We start from the raw sequence: 16437 nt of genomic DNA, 5'->3' as shown, positions 1-16437 counted from the left end.
TCCTCCGCCAAGCAGCATCCCCTACCCGTCGGCCTATATAATCCAACTGGCAAAGAGGCGGGAAACCGCGTCCCGCATCGCGGAAACGCAGGGAATCGAAAGGGATTGGAAGATGGCAACCGAAGTAATCATGCCCCAGATGGGCGAGTCGATTTTTGAAGGCACCATTACCAAGTGGCTCAAGAAGGTCGGCGACACTGTCCAGAAAGACGAGCCGCTCTTCGAAATCTCGACGGACAAAGTGGATGCCGAGATTCCCTCGCCCGTCGCCGGGGTGCTCAGCGAAATCAAGGTCTTCGAAGGCGCGACCGTGCAGATCAACACCGTCGTCGCGCTGGTAGGCGAAGCCGCCGCACCTCAAAAGGAAGCACCTGCCGCTGCCTCTAAGCCGGCGACGGCCCCGGCCTCGAAGAGCGCCGCCGGCGATGGCGCTTCCGACGCCGCGAATGCAGCAGCCAAATCCACCGCGCAACCCGACGCTTCCGGCCCGGTCAGTGCTGGGCCAGTCTCAGGCGGAACGGACGTGGTCATGCCTCAGATGGGCGAGTCCATCTTCGAGGGAACCATTACCAAGTGGCTGAAAAAAGTGGGCGACTCCGTTGCGAAGGACGAACCACTCTTTGAAATTTCGACCGACAAGGTGGATGCAGAGATTCCTGCGCCCGTCGCCGGAAAACTCAGCGAAATCAAGGTTCCCGAAGGCGCAACGGTGCAGATTAACACGGTAGTCGCCGTCATCGGAGGCTCCTCGGCAAGCCCGGCAACGGCCACGGCGGCACCCGTGAGCGCTCCAGCCAAGTCCGAAGCTCCAGCCGCTTCGCCCATGACAGCGCCGATCCCCGCGTCGGCCGGTACAGCGGAAAGGCTCCGTTCTTCGCCGCTCGTCCGCCGCATCGCCAAGGACAACAACCTCGATTTGACGCAGATTCCCGGTACCGGCTCCGGCGGTCGCATCACTAAAGACGACACGCTCAAGTTCCTCGCCGAAAAGGGCGCGGGCGCAACGGCACCGGCACCGGCACCAATTCCAGCAACGCCCCCTGCCGTGCCTGTGGCTGCACCTGTCGCGGCCTCCGCGCCTGCCATCGCCGCTGCCGCGCCCATCGCGCCAGCGGCGTCTCCGCTTCCCGGTGAGCTGGTGCCGCTTACCAGGATGCGCAGCATCATAGCGCAGCGCATGGTCGAGAGCGCGCACACCAGCCCTCACGTCCACACCGTCTTTAAGGTGGACATGACGCGTATCGCCAAACTCCGCGAGAAGGAAAAGGGCAAGTACGAGCAGCGCAACGGCGTCAAGCTTACCTACATGCCGTTTATCGCCGCCGCCGCCGTGCAGACGCTGCGCAAGTTCCCCATCGTCAACGCGAGCATGGAAGGCGATGCGATTCGTTATCACCAGAACATCAACCTCGGCATCGCGGTCTCGCTGGAATGGGGCCTGATCGTCCCGGTCATCAAGCAGGCCGAGGAGCGCAGCTTCCTCGGACTCGCTCGCGCTGTCGCCGATCTGGCAGAGCGCGCACGCGGCAAGAAGCTCAAGCCGGAAGAGGTTTCCGGCTCGACCTTTACACTGACGAACTCGGGCATCTTCGGCGAAGAGTTCGGGACCCCGATCATCAACCAGCCCGATTCGGCAATCCTGGCCATCGGCGGCCTCAAGAAGGAGCCGCTGGTGATCACCGACAGCGAAGGCAACGACACCATCGCCATCCGCTGGACACAGAATTTCTGCCTGGGCTTCGACCATCGCACGATCGATGGGGCGGATGCCGGGAAGTTCATGGCAGAGTTTAAGAAGACGCTGGAGAACTGGTCCGGCGATATTGGTTGAGATTGGCAAAGGCCAGCGAGATTGTTGCTAATCGAGCCATCCTCAGGGATGGCTCGAATAGTTTGCAGGCATTCTTATCGCTGTTTCTCAAGATCGAGTTGCGCGTATCCGCGACATTTGGGACAGGTGAGTGTGGCTTTGCCGTCGCCCGCCGGCGTCAGGATCATATCGGCCACGTCTGTGGGGTCAAATGGCTCCTGAGAGGCCGGCGGGCTGCCTCTCAAGTGCGGCTTGAGGGTGTTCCTGACCTGGAAGACCAGCGTGTTGCCTTCGAGGTGGGGGGTGACCATGGTGCGTGGCTCGACGGCGATGCGCTGGCCGGTTTCGCGATCATTGACGTAGAAAACCATGGTGCCGGAGAGCGATGTGCCGTTGGGGCCGGCGTCGCTGGCGATATTGAGGGAGCCGCCCGGCCTATCCGGGTTGGTGATGTTCCAGACGCCGGTCCAGTCCTGTGCAGCCGGATTCGGCTGAGCTGAAACGGCTGCGGATGCGAGCAGCATGATCGATGCGAGCGCAAGTTTCTTCATTCGAATATCCTCCTTCGATTGCGGTATGCCGTTTTGTCTCGGGCGCGGGCTTATTTGCGGGGTTAGGTGCCGAGGTGTTGGATGGTCGCGTCCGGATGTGGAGTGTTCGGATCGTCGAGCAGAGGTGCGGGCTGACTTTTCAGATTCTTGTCGAGGAAGGCGAGGATGTAGGACTGTGCCAGCGTCAGGTTATGTAGCGCCTGCGTGGTCTGCTCGGGCGTATTGGGAGAGTGAACCAGGTAGGCGTCGCTGAAGCTGCCATGCATCATGCCCGGAGGGTTGAGCACAACGTCATAGCTGCCCGGGGGACATTTGGCGAGTTGTTCCTTTTCTTTCTGGAAGAAGGCTAGTTTCTGTTCGTGAGTGCCGAAGATATGGGCTTCGTCGTGATAAGCCTCAAGAAATAACAGAGGCTGCTGGATGGTTTTGCCGTCGGGGTATTCGGGTAACGCCTCGATGGGGGCCATCGCTCCATCGAGATCGATGCAGGCACGGAAGCGGGCGTCGAGTTCGCAGGCACGGGCGGCAAAGTCGGCTCCCGCGGAGTGACCCATGAGGGCGACGCGGTTAAGGTCGAGGCGGCCTGCGAGAGCGAATTGTTTATGGCTGCCTGTATTCAGTTGCGTGAGCCGGTCGAGCGCGAATCGCTCGTCAGCAGCACCGGTTTCGATGCCTTTGCCGGTCTGGTCCATCATTCGATGAAACATTTGGTCTGGGGTGAGGCCGGGTGGCGGTGTGTCGTGGAATTCGTGCGCGATGCGGTCGTCGGAGAAGACGACGGCATCGGCGGTGCCGGGATGCTGGATGGCGGCGATCACATAGCCGCGGCTGACCAGCGCTTCGAGGAGCGCGGTGTAGCCGAAGCTTGAGCCGCCCATGCCATGAGAGAAGATCACGACGGGGAACTGCTTAGGGCTTTTGGTTGCTGGCGCATTTTCGATCGCGTGGGAGTAGACCGCGCCGGAGAGAATCTGCGGCCAGACATCGCCGTAGCCCCCATGCATCTGGTGACCGAGTTCGGGGTCGGCGTCGATCTGCTTCGCACCTGGCAGATACTCGCTGTGGGGTTCGCTGGATGGGCGCTCGGTGGGGTACCAGAGGTAGACCATGAGTTCGCGATTGCGCTTTGGATCGGGGCCCTGGGTGTCGAGGCGTGCGGTGTCGGTCCAGTCGTAGCTGAGTCTGCCGATGCCGAAGGGGCCGGAGGGAGTGGGCAGCTTTGGAGGTTCGGCGGCGGGGACGAGAGTGCTGGTGAGCAATGCTGTGGAGATGAGAAGACTGGCTCGAAATCTCATGATGATGCCTCCGGGGCTAAAGCCCCTTTCTTTTCGCTGTCATAGGTGCGGGGGTTGAAACCCCCGCCTCCCTCCGTTAACTGTTCATTGATCGGTTCATTGATCGGTCGTAGCGCGATTACGCTTAATGCGAGTCGATCAGTTCTGCTGCTTGGCCATGGCGGTTGTAGCGAGCGTACCGCCTAGGCCCATGGTTTCAATTGCGGAGGAAGGCACGATCACCATTGCGCCCTTCTCGCGGATCGCTTCGTAGAGCATGTTCATTCCGCGCAGATGCAGTGCGCCTGGGTTGTCGTTGTAGACGCGCGAGGCCTGCGCGAACTGTTCGGACACCTGCACCTCGGCCTCTCCCAGAATCACGCGCGCCTGGCGCTCGCGTTCGGCCTGCGCCTGCTGCGACATGGCGTTTTCGAGTGCCTGCGGAATGCGCACATCGCGAATCTCGACCGACTGCACGGTGATGCCCCACGGCGTCGTTTTTTCGTCGAGAATCTTCTGCAATTCACGGCCCAGCGTCTCGCGATCTGTGATCATCTGCGCAAGCTGATGCCGCCCGATTGATTCGCGCAGTGCTGTCTGCGAGCTGAGCGAGATGGCTTGCGTGAAGTCCTCGACTTCGAGAATCGATTTTTCTGCATTCCATACGAGCCAGAAGATGATTGCGTCCACATTGACCGGAACCGTGTCGCGGGTGAGCGTCGACTCGGCGCTGACGGTGGTGACGCGCACGCGCTGGTCTACGTAGCGGCTCAGGGTATCGACGATAGGGACGATCAAAAACAGTCCCGGCCCACGTAGTCCGCGATAGCGCCCGAAGCGCAGCACCGCGACTTTCTCCCATTGGTCTACGACTACGACGGCAAAGAGAAAGTAGAGTCCCGCGAGGGCGAAGGCCGCTGCAAGGAGTGGCATGTTGAGAAGCTTTGCGGCTGCGAGGCCGATGGCAATGCAGATCAGCAGGACAGTTACACCAACACTGTTGAATCCCTTGTGCAGAGTCACAACTTCCTCCTCATGAACTTGTTACTTTCGCTTCAATTCCTCATCCGGCTGCATTTCGCGCAGCGCTTTCAATAACTGCTTCAAGGTAAAACCGGCTGCGCCAGCGCGTGAGACGAACTCGCTGACCAGTTGCCCGAGCATCCGTTCGCGGTCGTCCTTCGAATACTCAACCTTCCGGTCCGCGACAAAGGTTCCTGTGCCCTGCTGGGTGTCGAGCAGTCCGCGAATCTCCATCTCGCGGTAGGCGCGGGAAACGGTGTTGGGGTTGATTGCCAGATCCACAGCTACCTGGCGCACCGTGGGCAACTGATCGCCCACTGCCAGCGCACCGGAAGCAATAGCTGCCTGTACCTGATCGATCAACTGCCGGTACACCGGCACGCCGCTGTGAGCGTCCAGCCGGAAGGCGAATGCCTGTGTTTCGATTTCAGAGACTCGCTTCATGGGTGAAATAATGTACCAATCAACTAGTACATTGCAAGAGAAATCTTCAAAATTATTCCAATTATTTCCAAGTATTTTTTGACGCGCCGCAAATTTCGCGTTTTCAGCGACAGGAGCCAGTTGTTGAAGCTGCGCAGTATCATTGCTTTTTCAGTGCGACTGGAGCGGCAAATGGCGTCTACTCAGAACATTACAGCGATTGAAGCGGCTTTGATTGACTTGCGGAGCTTTCTTGGCGACCGCGTTTCAGCGGCGGAGGCAGTGCGCGAGCATCACAGCCACGGTGAAAGCACGCATCCGCCGGGAGTGCCCGATCTGGTCTGCTTCCCGCAATCCACCGAAGAAGTCGGCGGCATCGTCAAGGTGAGCGCGCGCTATGGCCTGCCCGTTGTTCCCTTCGGGGCGGGGACTTCGCTTGAGGGCCACGTGAACGCGCTGCGCGGCGGAATCTGCATCGATACACGGCAGATGAATCGCATCTTGCGCGTGAGCGTGGACGATATGGATGCGACGGTCGAGGCGGGTGTGAGCCGCAAGCAGTTGCAGAAGGCGCTGGAGAATACCGGACTGACATTCTTTATTGATCCAGGCGCGGATGCGACGCTTGGCGGGATGGCGGCGACCCGCGCATCGGGGACAACAGCCGTTCGCTACGGGACGATGCGGGAGAATGTGCTGGGTTTGACGGTGGTGCTGGCCGATGGCCGCGTCATTCACACTGGGACGCGGGCGCGCAAATCGAGCGCCGGCTATGATCTGACGCGGCTGTTTGTCGGCTCGGAGGGCACGTTGGGCGTAATCACGGAAGTCACGCTGCGGCTTCACGCGCAGCCTGAGGCGGTGACGGCGGCCATTTGCGCTTTTGAGACGATTGAGGGCGCGGTGAAGACGGTGATCGAGGCAATTCAACTTGGAGTCAGCGTGGCCCGGATTGAGTTCATGGACGACCGGCAGGTGGACGCCGTGAATCGTTATTCGCAATTGGGTTTGCTGGTGAGGCCGACGTTGCTGTTTGAATTTCACGGAGTCAGCCAGGCCAGCGTGGAAGAGGCGGCGCAGATGGCCGAGTCTCTTTCGCAAGAGCATGGTGGGCTTGGCTTTCAGTGGCAGACAACGCTGGCTGAACGGGAGCGGCTGTGGAAGGCGCGGCACGATGTCTACTACGCCACGCGTGCGCTGCGGCCGGGGTCAAACGTGTTGACTACGGATGTTTGTGTGCCGATTTCGGAGCTGGCGGAGTGTATTGTTGCGACGCGCGCGGATCTGGACCAGGTTTCGTTTCCGGCGGTGATGGTTGGCCATGTGGGCGATGGGAATTTCCATGTGCAGTGCCTGCTCGGGCCGGATCAGATGGCAGAGGCCGATACTTTCGCCGAGCGGCTGGTGGCTCGGGCGCAGGGGATGGGCGGCACATGCTCGGGAGAGCACGGCGTGGGCTCGGGAAAGAAGAAATACCTGAAAGCCGAGCATGGCGAGTCGCTTGAGGTGATGCGGAGCTTGAAGCGAGCACTGGACCCTGATAACCGGATGAATCCGGGGAAGGTTCTGGATATGGATTAGGTTTTTATGATGCGTTCTCCCGGCGTAATCCCAGCAAGCCCATTAAAAATATTATTCACTGCGCTTGAATAGCTAATTTTTTCATGGTACGTTGAAGCAACATTTCAAACGATTCCTTTCGGCAATGGCGTGAAACGATGCCAGCCGGAAGATTTGCAAGCGAACCGTCAACCAATTGCACTCGAGAAAATCCGCTCAAGCGAAACACTCGTTCAACGAAACCAGTGCTTCGCTGGTTGTTTTCACCTTTCAGGAATCGCCAAATAATCAGACGCATGACAGTTCGCAGTCTGATGAAGCGAGACTGGTAGTGATTGGGATTTGTGCAGTAGTTGGGCGCCCGCGCAGTGCGGGATAGCCGTTCCCGGGAGCGAGTCGAAGCAAGAACCTAAAATTTTTGAGTCGACCACTCATGGAGCAGACACCTGGTGTCGGGCCGGCCAGGGGGAAGGACTGACAAGTCCTTCGTGCGCTTCTATTTATCGCGATCCATCGATTTGAATCTTTGACCTGACATCTGCCTTTTCATGCAGCGATTCCAGGGCAATTTCTGAATTGCACTGTTCCTGTCGAAGGTGGTCTAAGATCCCCGTTTTCGGTCGTCAAGTCAGCTTGACGCACGTGATCTTGGTTTCCACCTCGCTGGAGGCTGCGGCGACGCTCCAGATGCCACGCCATCGAGGGGAGTTTTTCGCCTCGGAATCAGAGGAGCTCGATCCTCTGTTTTCGAGAACTCTGGATTCTGTAAACGACACGATATTCCAAAGACACAAAATCACAGACGGTGAGGAGGCAGTCCATGACGCGAGTTAGATTCCGCTGGCCGATGCTGACAACAATGCTGCTGGTGTGGATGTGTGCGGGGGCAACTCTAATACTTGGCCAGGCGACGAACACGGGCACGGTAGTAGGCGTGGTTACAGACCAGAGCAGCGCGGTAGTTCCGGGCGCGCTGATTACTTTGACAGATCCTGCGACCAACACATCGCTCACCACGACCACCAATCATGCCGGCGAGTACGTGATGCAAAACGTTGCGCCGGGCAAGTATGACATCACCGTCAACAAATCCGGCTTTCGCACAGACAAGATTGTGGGTCAGACCATAGAGGTGGGCACGCAAACCACGGCCAATTTCAAGTTGCAGGTGGGCAGTACACAACAGACGGTCGAAGTACAGGCAATGAGTACAGATCTCCAGACGTTGAATTCGACTGTTGGCGGAACGGTAGATTCGGAAGCAATCGACTCGCTCCCGAGCCTCCTCCACGATGTCGGCACCTTTACCGAACTTCAACCCGGCGTGAGCCCCGACGGCAGCGTCGCTGGAGCAGTCGGCGACCAGAGCACATTCTCGCTTGACGGTGGAAACAATACGAATGACATGGATGGCGATATGTCCGTGTACACGCCGTCTTTCGCGGGCGACCCGACAGGCATCGCGAACCAGAATGCGGGCGTTGCGGCGGGCCCTACGGGCGTCTTGCCGACACCGGCGGACAGCGTGGAAGAGTTCAAGGTCAATACGGCCAACCAGACCGCGGACTTCAACAACTCGGCCGGCGCGCAGGTGGAGATCGTGACCAAGCGCGGAACCAACCAGGTTCACGGATCGGTCTACGAGTACTATCTGGACAACAACTTCAGCGCCAACACCTGGGATAACAATCTCTCCGGGACGCCGCTGCCGAGTTACCACTACAGCAAGTTTGGCGCCGGGGCAGGCGGTCCCATTGCACCAAGTGTTTTGGGAGGAAAAACATATCTGTTCGCCCTGTATCAGGGATGGCGCTATCCCAACGCACAGACTTACGAGCGTGTCGTTCCCTCAGCGAATATGCGCAACGGGATCGTCACTTTCGGCGGTACCACTTATGATCTCAAGGCCCTGGACCCGCGCGGCATTGGAGTCAACCCCGACGTCCAGACGATGTGGAACAAATATGAGCCGCCAGGGAACGACACGAGTTGCGGATCACTGCTGGGCACCTATTGCGACGGCGTCAACGAGGTAGGCTTCAAGGGTAACTTGGCGCTCCCCGAGCGCGACGACTTCATGGTTGCCCGCCTGGATCACGACTTCGGCGACAAGTGGCACTTCATGACGAGTTACCGCTATTACCGGCTCACCCGCGCCACGACCAACCAGGTGGATATTGGCGGTTTCTTTTCCGGTGACAAGCTCGGCACCCCGGCGTCGGCTGAGAGCCGTCCGCAGCAGCCGTGGTATCTGGTGGCAGGACTCACCACCAATATTACGGCGCATATGACCAATGACTTCCACTACAGCTTTCTGCGCAACTACTGGTCGTGGTCAGACAACAACGCCCCGCCGCAGATCTCCGGGCTGGGCGGAGCACTTGAGCCCTTCGGCGAATCCGCAACCAAGGCGCTCGTGCCCTTCAACGTGGACACGCAGGATATCCGGACACGTTTCTGGGACGGAGAGGATCACTTCCTGCGCGACGATGTTTCTTTCCTGAGAGGCAACCACCTTCTTCAGTTCGGCGGCCAGTATCAGCATAACTTCAACTACCACCAGCGCACGGACAACGGCGGCGGCATCAACTTCACCCCGACGTACCAACTCGGAGATTCGGTTGGCTCAGGGTTGATCGATCTCTCGGCGCTTACGGCTCAGGGGTATCCAACCGGCGCGGCGGCTTCTCGTGTGGCAGCCGCGGTGTACGGAATGGTGACGGATTCGCAGGTGGCGTATACCCGCTCTGGAAACAGCCTCACGCTGAATGCGCCTCTAACGCCGGCATCCGATAAAGTCACCATCCCTTACTACAACGTCTATTTCAGCGACACGTGGCACATGAAGCCGTCGTTCACGCTGTCGTTTGGCATGGGCTGGACGCTGGAGATGCCGCCGACGGAGGCGACAGGCAAGCAGGTAGAGATTGTGGATGCGTCCGATGAACCGATCAAGACGACGGATTATCTGGCGCAGCGCAAGGCGAATGCTCTGGCCGGTCAGGCGTACAATCCGGAACTCGGCTTCGCGCTGGTGGGCAACGTCGGCGCCGGGTTGAAATACCCGTACAATCCGTTCTACGGCTCGTTCAGTCCTCGCGTCGGTGCTGCGTGGAACCCGCATTTCGCGTCGGATACTGTTCTGGGCCATCTTTTCGGTCCTGACGCGACGGTGATACGCGGCGGGTATGGGCGCATCTATGGACGCCTGAATGGTGTGGACCTGGTGCTGGTGCCCCTGCTGGGAATCGGCCTGATCCAGCCGGTGCAATGCAGGCAGGCCCTTGCCAGCGGCGCTTGCGGACCGGCGAATCCAACTGCGACAACGGCTTTCCGTATCGGCGTTGATGGCACCTCGGCGCCGTTGGCCGCGGCCAGCCCTACGCTGCCTCAGCCGGTCTATCCGGGTTACAACTCAGCCGCGGGTTCGGCCAGCGAGGGGCTCGATCCGGAATTCCGTCCCAATGCGGTTGATTCCTTCGACTTGACGATTCAGCGCCAGATCACTCGCAAGACACTGATCGAGGTGGGTTACATTGGGCGTCTGATTCACCATGAATATCAGCCAGTCAACCTCAACGCAGTTCCTTACATGATGACAGCAGGCACGCAGAACTTCGCCCAGGCCTACGCTGCGCTCGAGAAACAGCTCGGTTGCGCTACCTCGGCGGCGCAGTGCGGCGCAGGGGGTATGCCAAGCGCGGTCTCACCTCAGTCTTTCTTTGAGAACGCGCTCAAAGGGACTAGCTATTGTGCTGGCTTTGCCAACTGCACCACGGCGGTCATGAACAATGAATACTCCAACCTGATCACCCAGTCCGTGTGGAGTCTCTGGTCCGACCTGGACAATGGCGGCTTCAACTTTCCTCGCACCATGATGAACACGCCGATTCCCGGTTCCGCGAACGGCGGAAGCGGCCAGTCGACAAGCGGTATTGCAGAGAACGCGAGCATAGGCCACGGAAACTATAACGGCGGCTTTGTCAGCTTCGCACTGCTGGACTGGCACGGCCTCACAATGCATGAGAACTTCACCTATAGCAAGGCGTTGGGCACCGGCGCCGAGGTGCAGGCGACCAGCGAATACACGCCCAACGATCCGTTCAATCTGGACGCGATGTACGGCGTGCAGCCTTTCAACCGGAAGCTGGTCTTCAACACTTACATGGTCTGGCAGGACCCTTACTACAAGGGCCAGCAAGGGCTGATGGGGCGGCTGGCGGGCGGCTGGTCTTTCGCGCCGATATTCACGGCGGGCAACGGAGAGCCTCTCTACTGCAACACCAATACGGACGGGCAGGCATTCGGCGGCGCCGACGGTGCGAACTACTTCGACAATGAGCAGTGCGTCTTCACCAGCAAGTACACTGCCGGTGTTCACTCGCATTACAACATCAGCGGAGGAACGGACCCCTACGGCAATTCCGTCGGAACGGCAGTCGCAGGCAGCGGCGGCGCAGCGGTCAATATGTTTAAGAACCCGGTCGCAGTCTTCGATCAGGTACGCGCGCCGATTCTGGGCATCGACACCAAGAATCCAGGTGTAGGTCCAATTAACGGCACACCGTACTGGAACGTGGATATGAGCCTTCAGAAGAACATCAAGATCTGGGAGCGAACCACCCTCCAGTTCTCGATGATCTTCACCAACGTATTCAATCACAACATCCTTGTTGACCCAGGTGGAACTTCAGAGCTTGCCATCAACTCACCAAGCACCTGGGGCGTGCAATCGTCCCAGGCCAACATCCCACGCAAGATGGAGTTTGGCCTCCGGGTCAGCTTCTGAGGAGGCTTCGACGTCCACGATCGCAAAGAGAGTGAGGACGCCCGAAAAACCGCGAACTATTCAAAGGAAACCCTCAGGCCCAGGACTCGGAAGCGAGACCTGGGCCACACTTTTTTTGCCCCAACCAGGCTTTTTCCAGACAAGGAACGCGTGCATTTCAGGAGTCCTCGCCGGTGCCATTTGCGATCTCGTACGACATAGATTTCAGGGCGGCGAGATAGGATAGAGATTGGAATCTCTATGAATAGTCGCCCTTGCTGGGTCGAGATCTCGACCGGCTCCTTCCAAAACAACTATCAGGTTCTCGTTCAGAGTAGTGCAGCAGACGCGGCCGACGCTCGGCCCGTGGAGTTGCTTGCGATTGTAAAAGCGGATGCCTACGGGCATGGATTGGCGCTGTGCGCACCAGCGGCGGTGCAAGCCGGTGCGCGATGGCTCGGGGTGACTTCGGTCGAGGAGGGCGTTGCCACGCGGAAGTTTTGTGCCGAAGCCGGGGTCGCGGAGCCGGAAATTCTGGTGATCGGCGGCCCGTTCCCTGGGCAGAGCGCGGATGTAATGGCGCATCGCCTTACCGCCGTGGTCTGGCAGGGTTGGCAGCTGGACGAGCTGGAGGCTGCCGCGAGAGCTGTGGGGTGCGAAGCAGGTACCGTGCCCGTGCATCTGGAACTGGATACGGGAATGAGCCGGCAGGGCGTTGGAACCGGGGAGTTGGATGCGATTCTGGCACGGTTTCTGGATGGACGTTCCGCGCTTCGGGTAGGCGGCTTGATGACGCACCTGTATGCCGCGGATGAGAGCGATGGCGAGGCTACGCGGGAGCAACTCGAATTGACGGCCCGGATGGTCGAGCGAGTTTTAGCGGCCGGTTTGAAGCCGGAATGGCTAAATGTGGGGAATTCAGCGGCGGTGCTGGCCGGTATCGTGCCGCGTGAACTGCTGTCGATCTGTGACCGGTTTGGAATGAAGGCGATGGCGCGGCCGGGGCTCGCGCTCTATGGCCTCGCGCCCGAGTTTGTTCCGGATGAGCCGGAGGTCGTGTCGGAACTGCGCGGCAAGCTGCGGCGCGTGTTGGAGTGGAAGACGCGGGTGGTCAGCGTGCGTTCGGTGGAAGCAGGACGCGTGGTTGGATACAACGGAACCTTTGTGGCGACGGAACCGATGCGGCTAGCGCTGCTTGCTGTGGGCTATGCCGACGGACTGAATCGCGCGCTTTCGAATCGCGGCGCGGTGCTGATCGGCGGTCAGCGCGCGCCGATTGTCGGACGGATTTCAATGGACCAGGCGGTGGTCGATGTTACCGAGATTTCCGGCGTAGTCGCAGGCGACGAGGTGGTTTTGCTGGGGCAGCAGGGCGCGGAGTCGATTACGGCTGAGGAGCACGCGCGATGGGCCGGGACGATTCCCTGGGAGATATTTACTTCGATTGCGGCGCGGGCCAAGCGGATTAAGGGGGTTGAGCAGATAAGTGCTTAAGCGGCTGAACCGATTGGGCTATTCGGAACATCCAAGCTGAGTTGGCAGTGCCTTCGCACGTTGATTTGGATGCGATACCGCCGCTGGTAAACTTGGCATAGACAATGGTCAAAGAACTGTACGCGCGCTGGATGTATAGCTGGGAAACGCGGCTGACAACACGCGACGAAAATCGCGTGGTGCGCCCCCTGGAGTGGGGCTTCGACTGGCTGCGTCCGTTTCTCGACGAAACCGGGTTAACCGGGCACGTCGAGCGTATGGAGGCTGCGGGCGAAGGCGAAGCGGCGATGGTCGCGGTCAACGAGGCGATCCTGGCAGACAGCGACCGGTTTTTTGCCTACGACACTCCCAAGGATTTCCGGCTCGAGGAACGGCATCCGATGCTGTTTCCGACCAACGTGCGGCCGGAGACGCTGGATCGGGATGCCCGGCTGAGGAATCTGGCAGCGCAGGGTAAACTGCCGCGGGCGCAATTTCTGCGATTTACCTCACCCGAGCGGACGCCCTACGCTGAAAACGACCTGGTGAACGCCCGCTGGTATCCGGCTGATCCTAAAAAACAGGAAGGCAAGCCAAAACAGGCCATGATCGTCATGCCGCAGTGGAATGCGGACGCTTTCAGCCATAACGCTCTCTGTTCGCTCTTCAACCGGTTTGGCATCTCGGCGTTGCGGTTGTCGAAGCCGTATCACGATATTCGACGCCCCTCGGAGCTGGAACGATCCGATTACGCGGTGAGCGCGAATGTCGGCCGGACGCTTTCGGCGGTCCGGCAGGCGGTAGTGGATATTCGATGCTGCCTCGATTGGCTTGAAGGACAAGGATACGAGCTGTTTGGCGTGCTGGGGACGAGCCTGGGCAGCGCTTACGGATTTCTAGCCAGCGCGCACGACCGGCGGCTGCGGGTGAATGCCTTCAATCACGCTTCAGCGGCGGTTGGCGATGTGGTTTGGGCGGGGCAGAGCACGCGGCATATTCGTCAGGCGTTGGAAGAGGCTGGGCTCACGCAGGATCGGGTACGAGCGCTGTGGGCAGGGGCAAGCCCGGTGAACTACTACTCCAAATTTGCCGGTCATAGTTCGCGTGATCCGCGAACAGGGAACGCGGCGGAATTTGCAAAGAAGGTCTTGCTGATTTATGCGCAATACGATCTGACCTTCCCACTGGAGTATTCGTTGCAGGTGGTGAAATCGTTCCACGAGCATGGGATAGATTTCGAGCGCCGGGTGCTGCCGTGTGGCCACTACACGACCGGCGAAACGCCGTTTCAATACATCGATGGCTGGTATCTTGGGTCGTTTGTGTACCGGGCATTCAAGGCGCTTCGCGAAGAGGCGAGCAGCGTCGCGATGGCAACGGCCGAAAACCCTGCTACTCCGGTTGAAGAAGAGCTGGCTTCGCGGTAAATCGCAGTTCATTGCTGTAAATCTGTAACGCGGATCTGTAACGAAATTCGCTCTCGCACCACACTACCGGTAGAGGCAGCCCCATGCTACGGCATCCGGAGAGCTGCCGGTGACGGAGAAGCGATGAATTCGCATTTCAGTATTGCGTTGTTGCCGGATCTGATCGTGTTGCTTGGCGTGGGCGGGGCGGCGCTGGAAGCAGCCACCGCCTTGCCCACTCAGGAGCTTTATTCGATCATTCTGTGGCTGCGGCGAACCTGCCACGTAGCCGCCAGTTAGTTGTTTCGCGCCTGTCTGTCAGCGAACCTGCGACAGATTCAGGCGCAGCAGCTTGGCCGGGTCGAGCATGGCGCCTTGCCAGCGGATAGCCCAGTGCAGGTGCGGTCCGGTCACCCGGCCCGTCGCGCCACTTAGCCCTACCTGTTGGCCGCGCGATACATGCTGACCGGGCTTTACGTCGATACGCGACAGATGCATTGAAATCGAAATCAGGCCAAGGCCGTGGTCGATCATGACGCAGTTGCCTTCAAAATAGAGGTGCTGAGCGAGGATAACCGTGCCCGAGTTTCCGGCATGGACTGGCGTTCCTGACGCGGCGCGAAAATCTGTGCCTTTGTGAATGCTGGCCAGCTTGCCGTTGAAGGTTCTTCGCGTGCCGAAGCTGTCTGTCGGTTGAGCCTTCACCGGAGCCAGGAAGCTACCGGACCATAGGGGTTTGTCTGCGGTGGTAGCGAAGGCTGCTTGTTTGGCTTTGCTGTCGGCTTCGATCTCTTTGCGCTCCTCGGGGCCGGGTTCGACGAATTTTGGTTCAACCGTAATGGAGCTTGTCCGGTAGTGCGCGGGGTGGATGGGGACGGTTGTGGAAAAATCGTGCGATAACGCATCTCTGCCTGTCCCGGTGAATTCGGTGATTTTCAGTTCGGATGAACCAGCCGGAGCCTCGACATCGACCCCAGCGAGCGCAAACCAGGCGCTATGGTCGCGGTTTGGGAAGAATTCCAGTTTACGGCCGAGCCATTCCCCCTCCACCCTCACAATTGTGTCCGGTGTGTGGAGTCGGATCAGTTCCGGAGAACCGGACTCGACGATGGCTGGCGTCAGGGTGACATTCGGAGCAAGCGCCCGCGACGACGAAGCGGCTCCCGCGCACAAAGTCATGAGCAGCAGCAGGAAAAATTTGGGAATGCGGCGTAGCATTCCAATCAGGATAGCGGCTGTCGCCGGCATGCGCTTGTAACTTGCTCGCGCCTCGCGGACTCTCAAGGATGTATGCGCAAGATTCGGTTCAACTCATCCGGGTGGCTGGGGCTGGCTTTGGTAGTGGTCGCCACGGTTGCGGCGGTTGGCTTCTCAGCTCGACAAACGGCGGTTGCAGCGGCATCCGGCACCAGGCAACCAGTTCTGGTAGAGCTGTTTACCTCTGAAGGATGCTCGAGCTGTCCTCCGGCGGACGCGCTTCTGGCCAAACTGGATGCGACGCAGTCTGTACCCGGCGCAGAGGTGATCGTTCTGAGCGAGCACGTGACGTATTGGGATCATCAGGGCTGGCGCGACCCCTTTTCGCTGGAGTCGATCACCCAGCGTCAGCAGGAGTATGCGGGGCGATTTGGATTGGATGACGTGTATACGCCGCAGGCGGTCGTCGATGGCGCGGCCCAGATCGTCGGCAGCCACGAGCGCGAGCTGGATACAGCGATCGCCCGCGCGGCGGCCGCGCCCAAGATCCCGCTGAGCATCGCGGATGCTCAATGGGACAGCGGAAGCGTTCGTTTCTCGGTCGATGGCGGGGATGCGGATTCCGGAAAGACGCTTATTGCAGCGCTGGCGCTCGACTCTGCGCAGTCTTCCGTATTGCGAGGCGAGAACTCCGGACGCAATCTGCGTCATGTCGCGGTGGTGCGTGTGATGCAGGAGATGGCGAGAGGAGCCGTGGATGGCCGCACCTTCACTATGAAGGCTTCCGCTGCCAGCCAGCCGGGAACGACTGGCGCGATGAGATTGGTCGTCTTCCAGATCGACCGGAAAAACGGCCATGTACTGGCTCTCGCCGAGCGGACGATTGGCCGATAATCCGATGTGGATTGTCCTCAACATCTTTGCAAAAATGCGTACCCGCAGAGTGTTTGCG

General features: G+C 59.5%; 13 protein-coding genes. 7 read left to right on the top strand and 6 right to left on the bottom strand.

The features are described from left to right. Positions 1–112 precede the first annotated feature (112 nt). The gene (sucB, locus tag OHL23_RS04970) at positions 113–1831 is read left to right on the top strand and encodes a 2-oxoglutarate dehydrogenase, E2 component, dihydrolipoamide succinyltransferase (protein WP_263350660.1); all 1719 of its coding nucleotides are present in this window, start codon (positions 113–115) and stop codon (positions 1829–1831) included. Between the two features lie 74 nt (positions 1832–1905). Here the strand turns inward: sucB and OHL23_RS04965 are convergent, their stop codons facing one another. The 4 genes from OHL23_RS04965 to OHL23_RS04950 all read right to left on the bottom strand — a co-directional run bounded on the left by OHL23_RS04965 (position 1906) and on the right by OHL23_RS04950 (position 5102). Further along, positions 1906–2361, bottom strand: a complete 456-nt coding sequence (locus OHL23_RS04965; protein WP_263350659.1) for a hypothetical protein — start codon at positions 2359–2361, stop codon at positions 1906–1908. Positions 2362–2423: 62 nt separating this feature from the next. After that, entirely contained in the window at positions 2424–3656 is a 1233-nt protein-coding gene (locus tag OHL23_RS04960; protein WP_263350658.1) for an alpha/beta hydrolase family protein, read from the bottom strand. Positions 3657–3794: 138 nt separating this feature from the next. Next, positions 3795–4658, bottom strand: coding sequence for a slipin family protein (locus tag OHL23_RS04955; protein WP_263350657.1), 864 nt, complete (start codon positions 4656–4658; stop codon positions 3795–3797). Between the two features lie 21 nt (positions 4659–4679). After that, positions 4680–5102 carry a GntR family transcriptional regulator gene (locus OHL23_RS04950; RefSeq protein ID WP_263350656.1) on the bottom strand — a complete coding sequence of 141 codons (423 nt, stop codon included), beginning with the start codon at positions 5100–5102 and terminating at the stop codon, positions 4680–4682. A gap of 171 nt (positions 5103–5273) precedes the next feature. Between OHL23_RS04950 and OHL23_RS04945 the strand changes: the two genes are divergently transcribed. Beyond that, complete coding sequence (locus OHL23_RS04945) at positions 5274–6662, top strand: FAD-binding oxidoreductase (protein ID WP_263350655.1); 1389 nt, start codon at positions 5274–5276, stop codon at positions 6660–6662. A 55-nt stretch (positions 6663–6717) separates the two neighbouring features. On the opposite strand, the gene OHL23_RS04940 is transcribed toward OHL23_RS04945, so the two are convergent. After that, entirely contained in the window at positions 6718–6939 is a 222-nt protein-coding gene (locus OHL23_RS04940; RefSeq protein WP_263350654.1) for a hypothetical protein, read from the bottom strand. Between the two features lie 522 nt (positions 6940–7461). On the opposite strand from OHL23_RS04940, the gene OHL23_RS04935 reads away from it, so the two are divergent. The 4 genes from OHL23_RS04935 (at position 7462) to OHL23_RS04920 (ending at position 14588) form a co-directional block, all read left to right on the top strand. Continuing rightward, positions 7462–11430 (top strand): TonB-dependent receptor, encoded by a 3969-nt coding sequence (locus OHL23_RS04935; protein ID WP_263350653.1) that lies wholly within the window; start codon positions 7462–7464, stop codon positions 11428–11430. Positions 11431–11670: 240 nt separating this feature from the next. Continuing rightward, on the top strand, positions 11671–12903 hold the full coding sequence (gene alr / locus OHL23_RS04930; protein WP_263350652.1) for an alanine racemase: 1233 nt from the start codon (positions 11671–11673) through the stop codon (positions 12901–12903). 104 nt (positions 12904–13007) lie between these two features. Continuing rightward, positions 13008–14309: an abhydrolase domain-containing 18 gene (locus tag OHL23_RS04925; RefSeq protein ID WP_263350651.1), complete on the top strand. Its 1302-nt coding sequence runs from the start codon at positions 13008–13010 to the stop codon at positions 14307–14309. A gap of 123 nt (positions 14310–14432) precedes the next feature. Further along, complete coding sequence (locus tag OHL23_RS04920; protein ID WP_263350650.1) at positions 14433–14588, top strand: hypothetical protein; 156 nt, start codon at positions 14433–14435, stop codon at positions 14586–14588. 18 nt (positions 14589–14606) lie between these two features. Here OHL23_RS04920 and OHL23_RS04915 read toward each other — a convergent pair whose 3' ends face one another. Then, positions 14607–15536 carry a M23 family metallopeptidase gene (locus tag OHL23_RS04915; protein WP_263350649.1) on the bottom strand — a complete coding sequence of 310 codons (930 nt, stop codon included), beginning with the start codon at positions 15534–15536 and terminating at the stop codon, positions 14607–14609. Between the two features lie 42 nt (positions 15537–15578). On the opposite strand from OHL23_RS04915, the gene OHL23_RS04910 reads away from it, so the two are divergent. Then, positions 15579–16379 (top strand): DUF1223 domain-containing protein, encoded by an 801-nt coding sequence (locus OHL23_RS04910; RefSeq protein ID WP_263350648.1) that lies wholly within the window; start codon positions 15579–15581, stop codon positions 16377–16379. The last annotated feature ends 58 nt before the right edge of the window (positions 16380–16437 follow it).

It is taken from the genome of Acidicapsa acidisoli, from assembly GCF_025685625.1.
In the GTDB taxonomy this organism is placed as follows: domain Bacteria; phylum Acidobacteriota; class Terriglobia; order Terriglobales; family Acidobacteriaceae; genus Acidicapsa; species Acidicapsa acidisoli.
This window is presented reverse-complemented; position numbering and strand designations above follow the sequence as displayed.

Excerpts from the sequence above, each read along its gene's own strand:
- sucB (WP_263350660.1), top strand. The coding sequence starts at position 113 with ATGGCAACCGAAGTAATCATGCCCCAGATGGGCGAGTCGATTTTTGAA.
- OHL23_RS04965 (WP_263350659.1), bottom strand. The coding sequence starts at position 2,361 with ATGAAGAAACTTGCGCTCGCATCGATCATGCTGCTCGCATCCGCAGCC.
- OHL23_RS04960 (WP_263350658.1), bottom strand. The coding sequence starts at position 3,656 with ATGAGATTTCGAGCCAGTCTTCTCATCTCCACAGCATTGCTCACCAGC.
- OHL23_RS04950 (WP_263350656.1), bottom strand. The coding sequence starts at position 5,102 with ATGAAGCGAGTCTCTGAAATCGAAACACAGGCATTCGCCTTCCGGCTG.
- OHL23_RS04945 (WP_263350655.1), top strand. The coding sequence starts at position 5,274 with ATGGCGTCTACTCAGAACATTACAGCGATTGAAGCGGCTTTGATTGAC.
- OHL23_RS04940 (WP_263350654.1), bottom strand. The coding sequence starts at position 6,939 with ATGCGTCTGATTATTTGGCGATTCCTGAAAGGTGAAAACAACCAGCGA.
- OHL23_RS04935 (WP_263350653.1), top strand. The coding sequence starts at position 7,462 with ATGACGCGAGTTAGATTCCGCTGGCCGATGCTGACAACAATGCTGCTG.
- alr (WP_263350652.1), top strand. The coding sequence starts at position 11,671 with ATGAATAGTCGCCCTTGCTGGGTCGAGATCTCGACCGGCTCCTTCCAA.
- OHL23_RS04925 (WP_263350651.1), top strand. The coding sequence starts at position 13,008 with ATGGTCAAAGAACTGTACGCGCGCTGGATGTATAGCTGGGAAACGCGG.
- OHL23_RS04920 (WP_263350650.1), top strand. The coding sequence starts at position 14,433 with ATGAATTCGCATTTCAGTATTGCGTTGTTGCCGGATCTGATCGTGTTG.
- OHL23_RS04915 (WP_263350649.1), bottom strand. The coding sequence starts at position 15,536 with ATGCCGGCGACAGCCGCTATCCTGATTGGAATGCTACGCCGCATTCCC.
- OHL23_RS04910 (WP_263350648.1), top strand. The coding sequence starts at position 15,579 with ATGCGCAAGATTCGGTTCAACTCATCCGGGTGGCTGGGGCTGGCTTTG.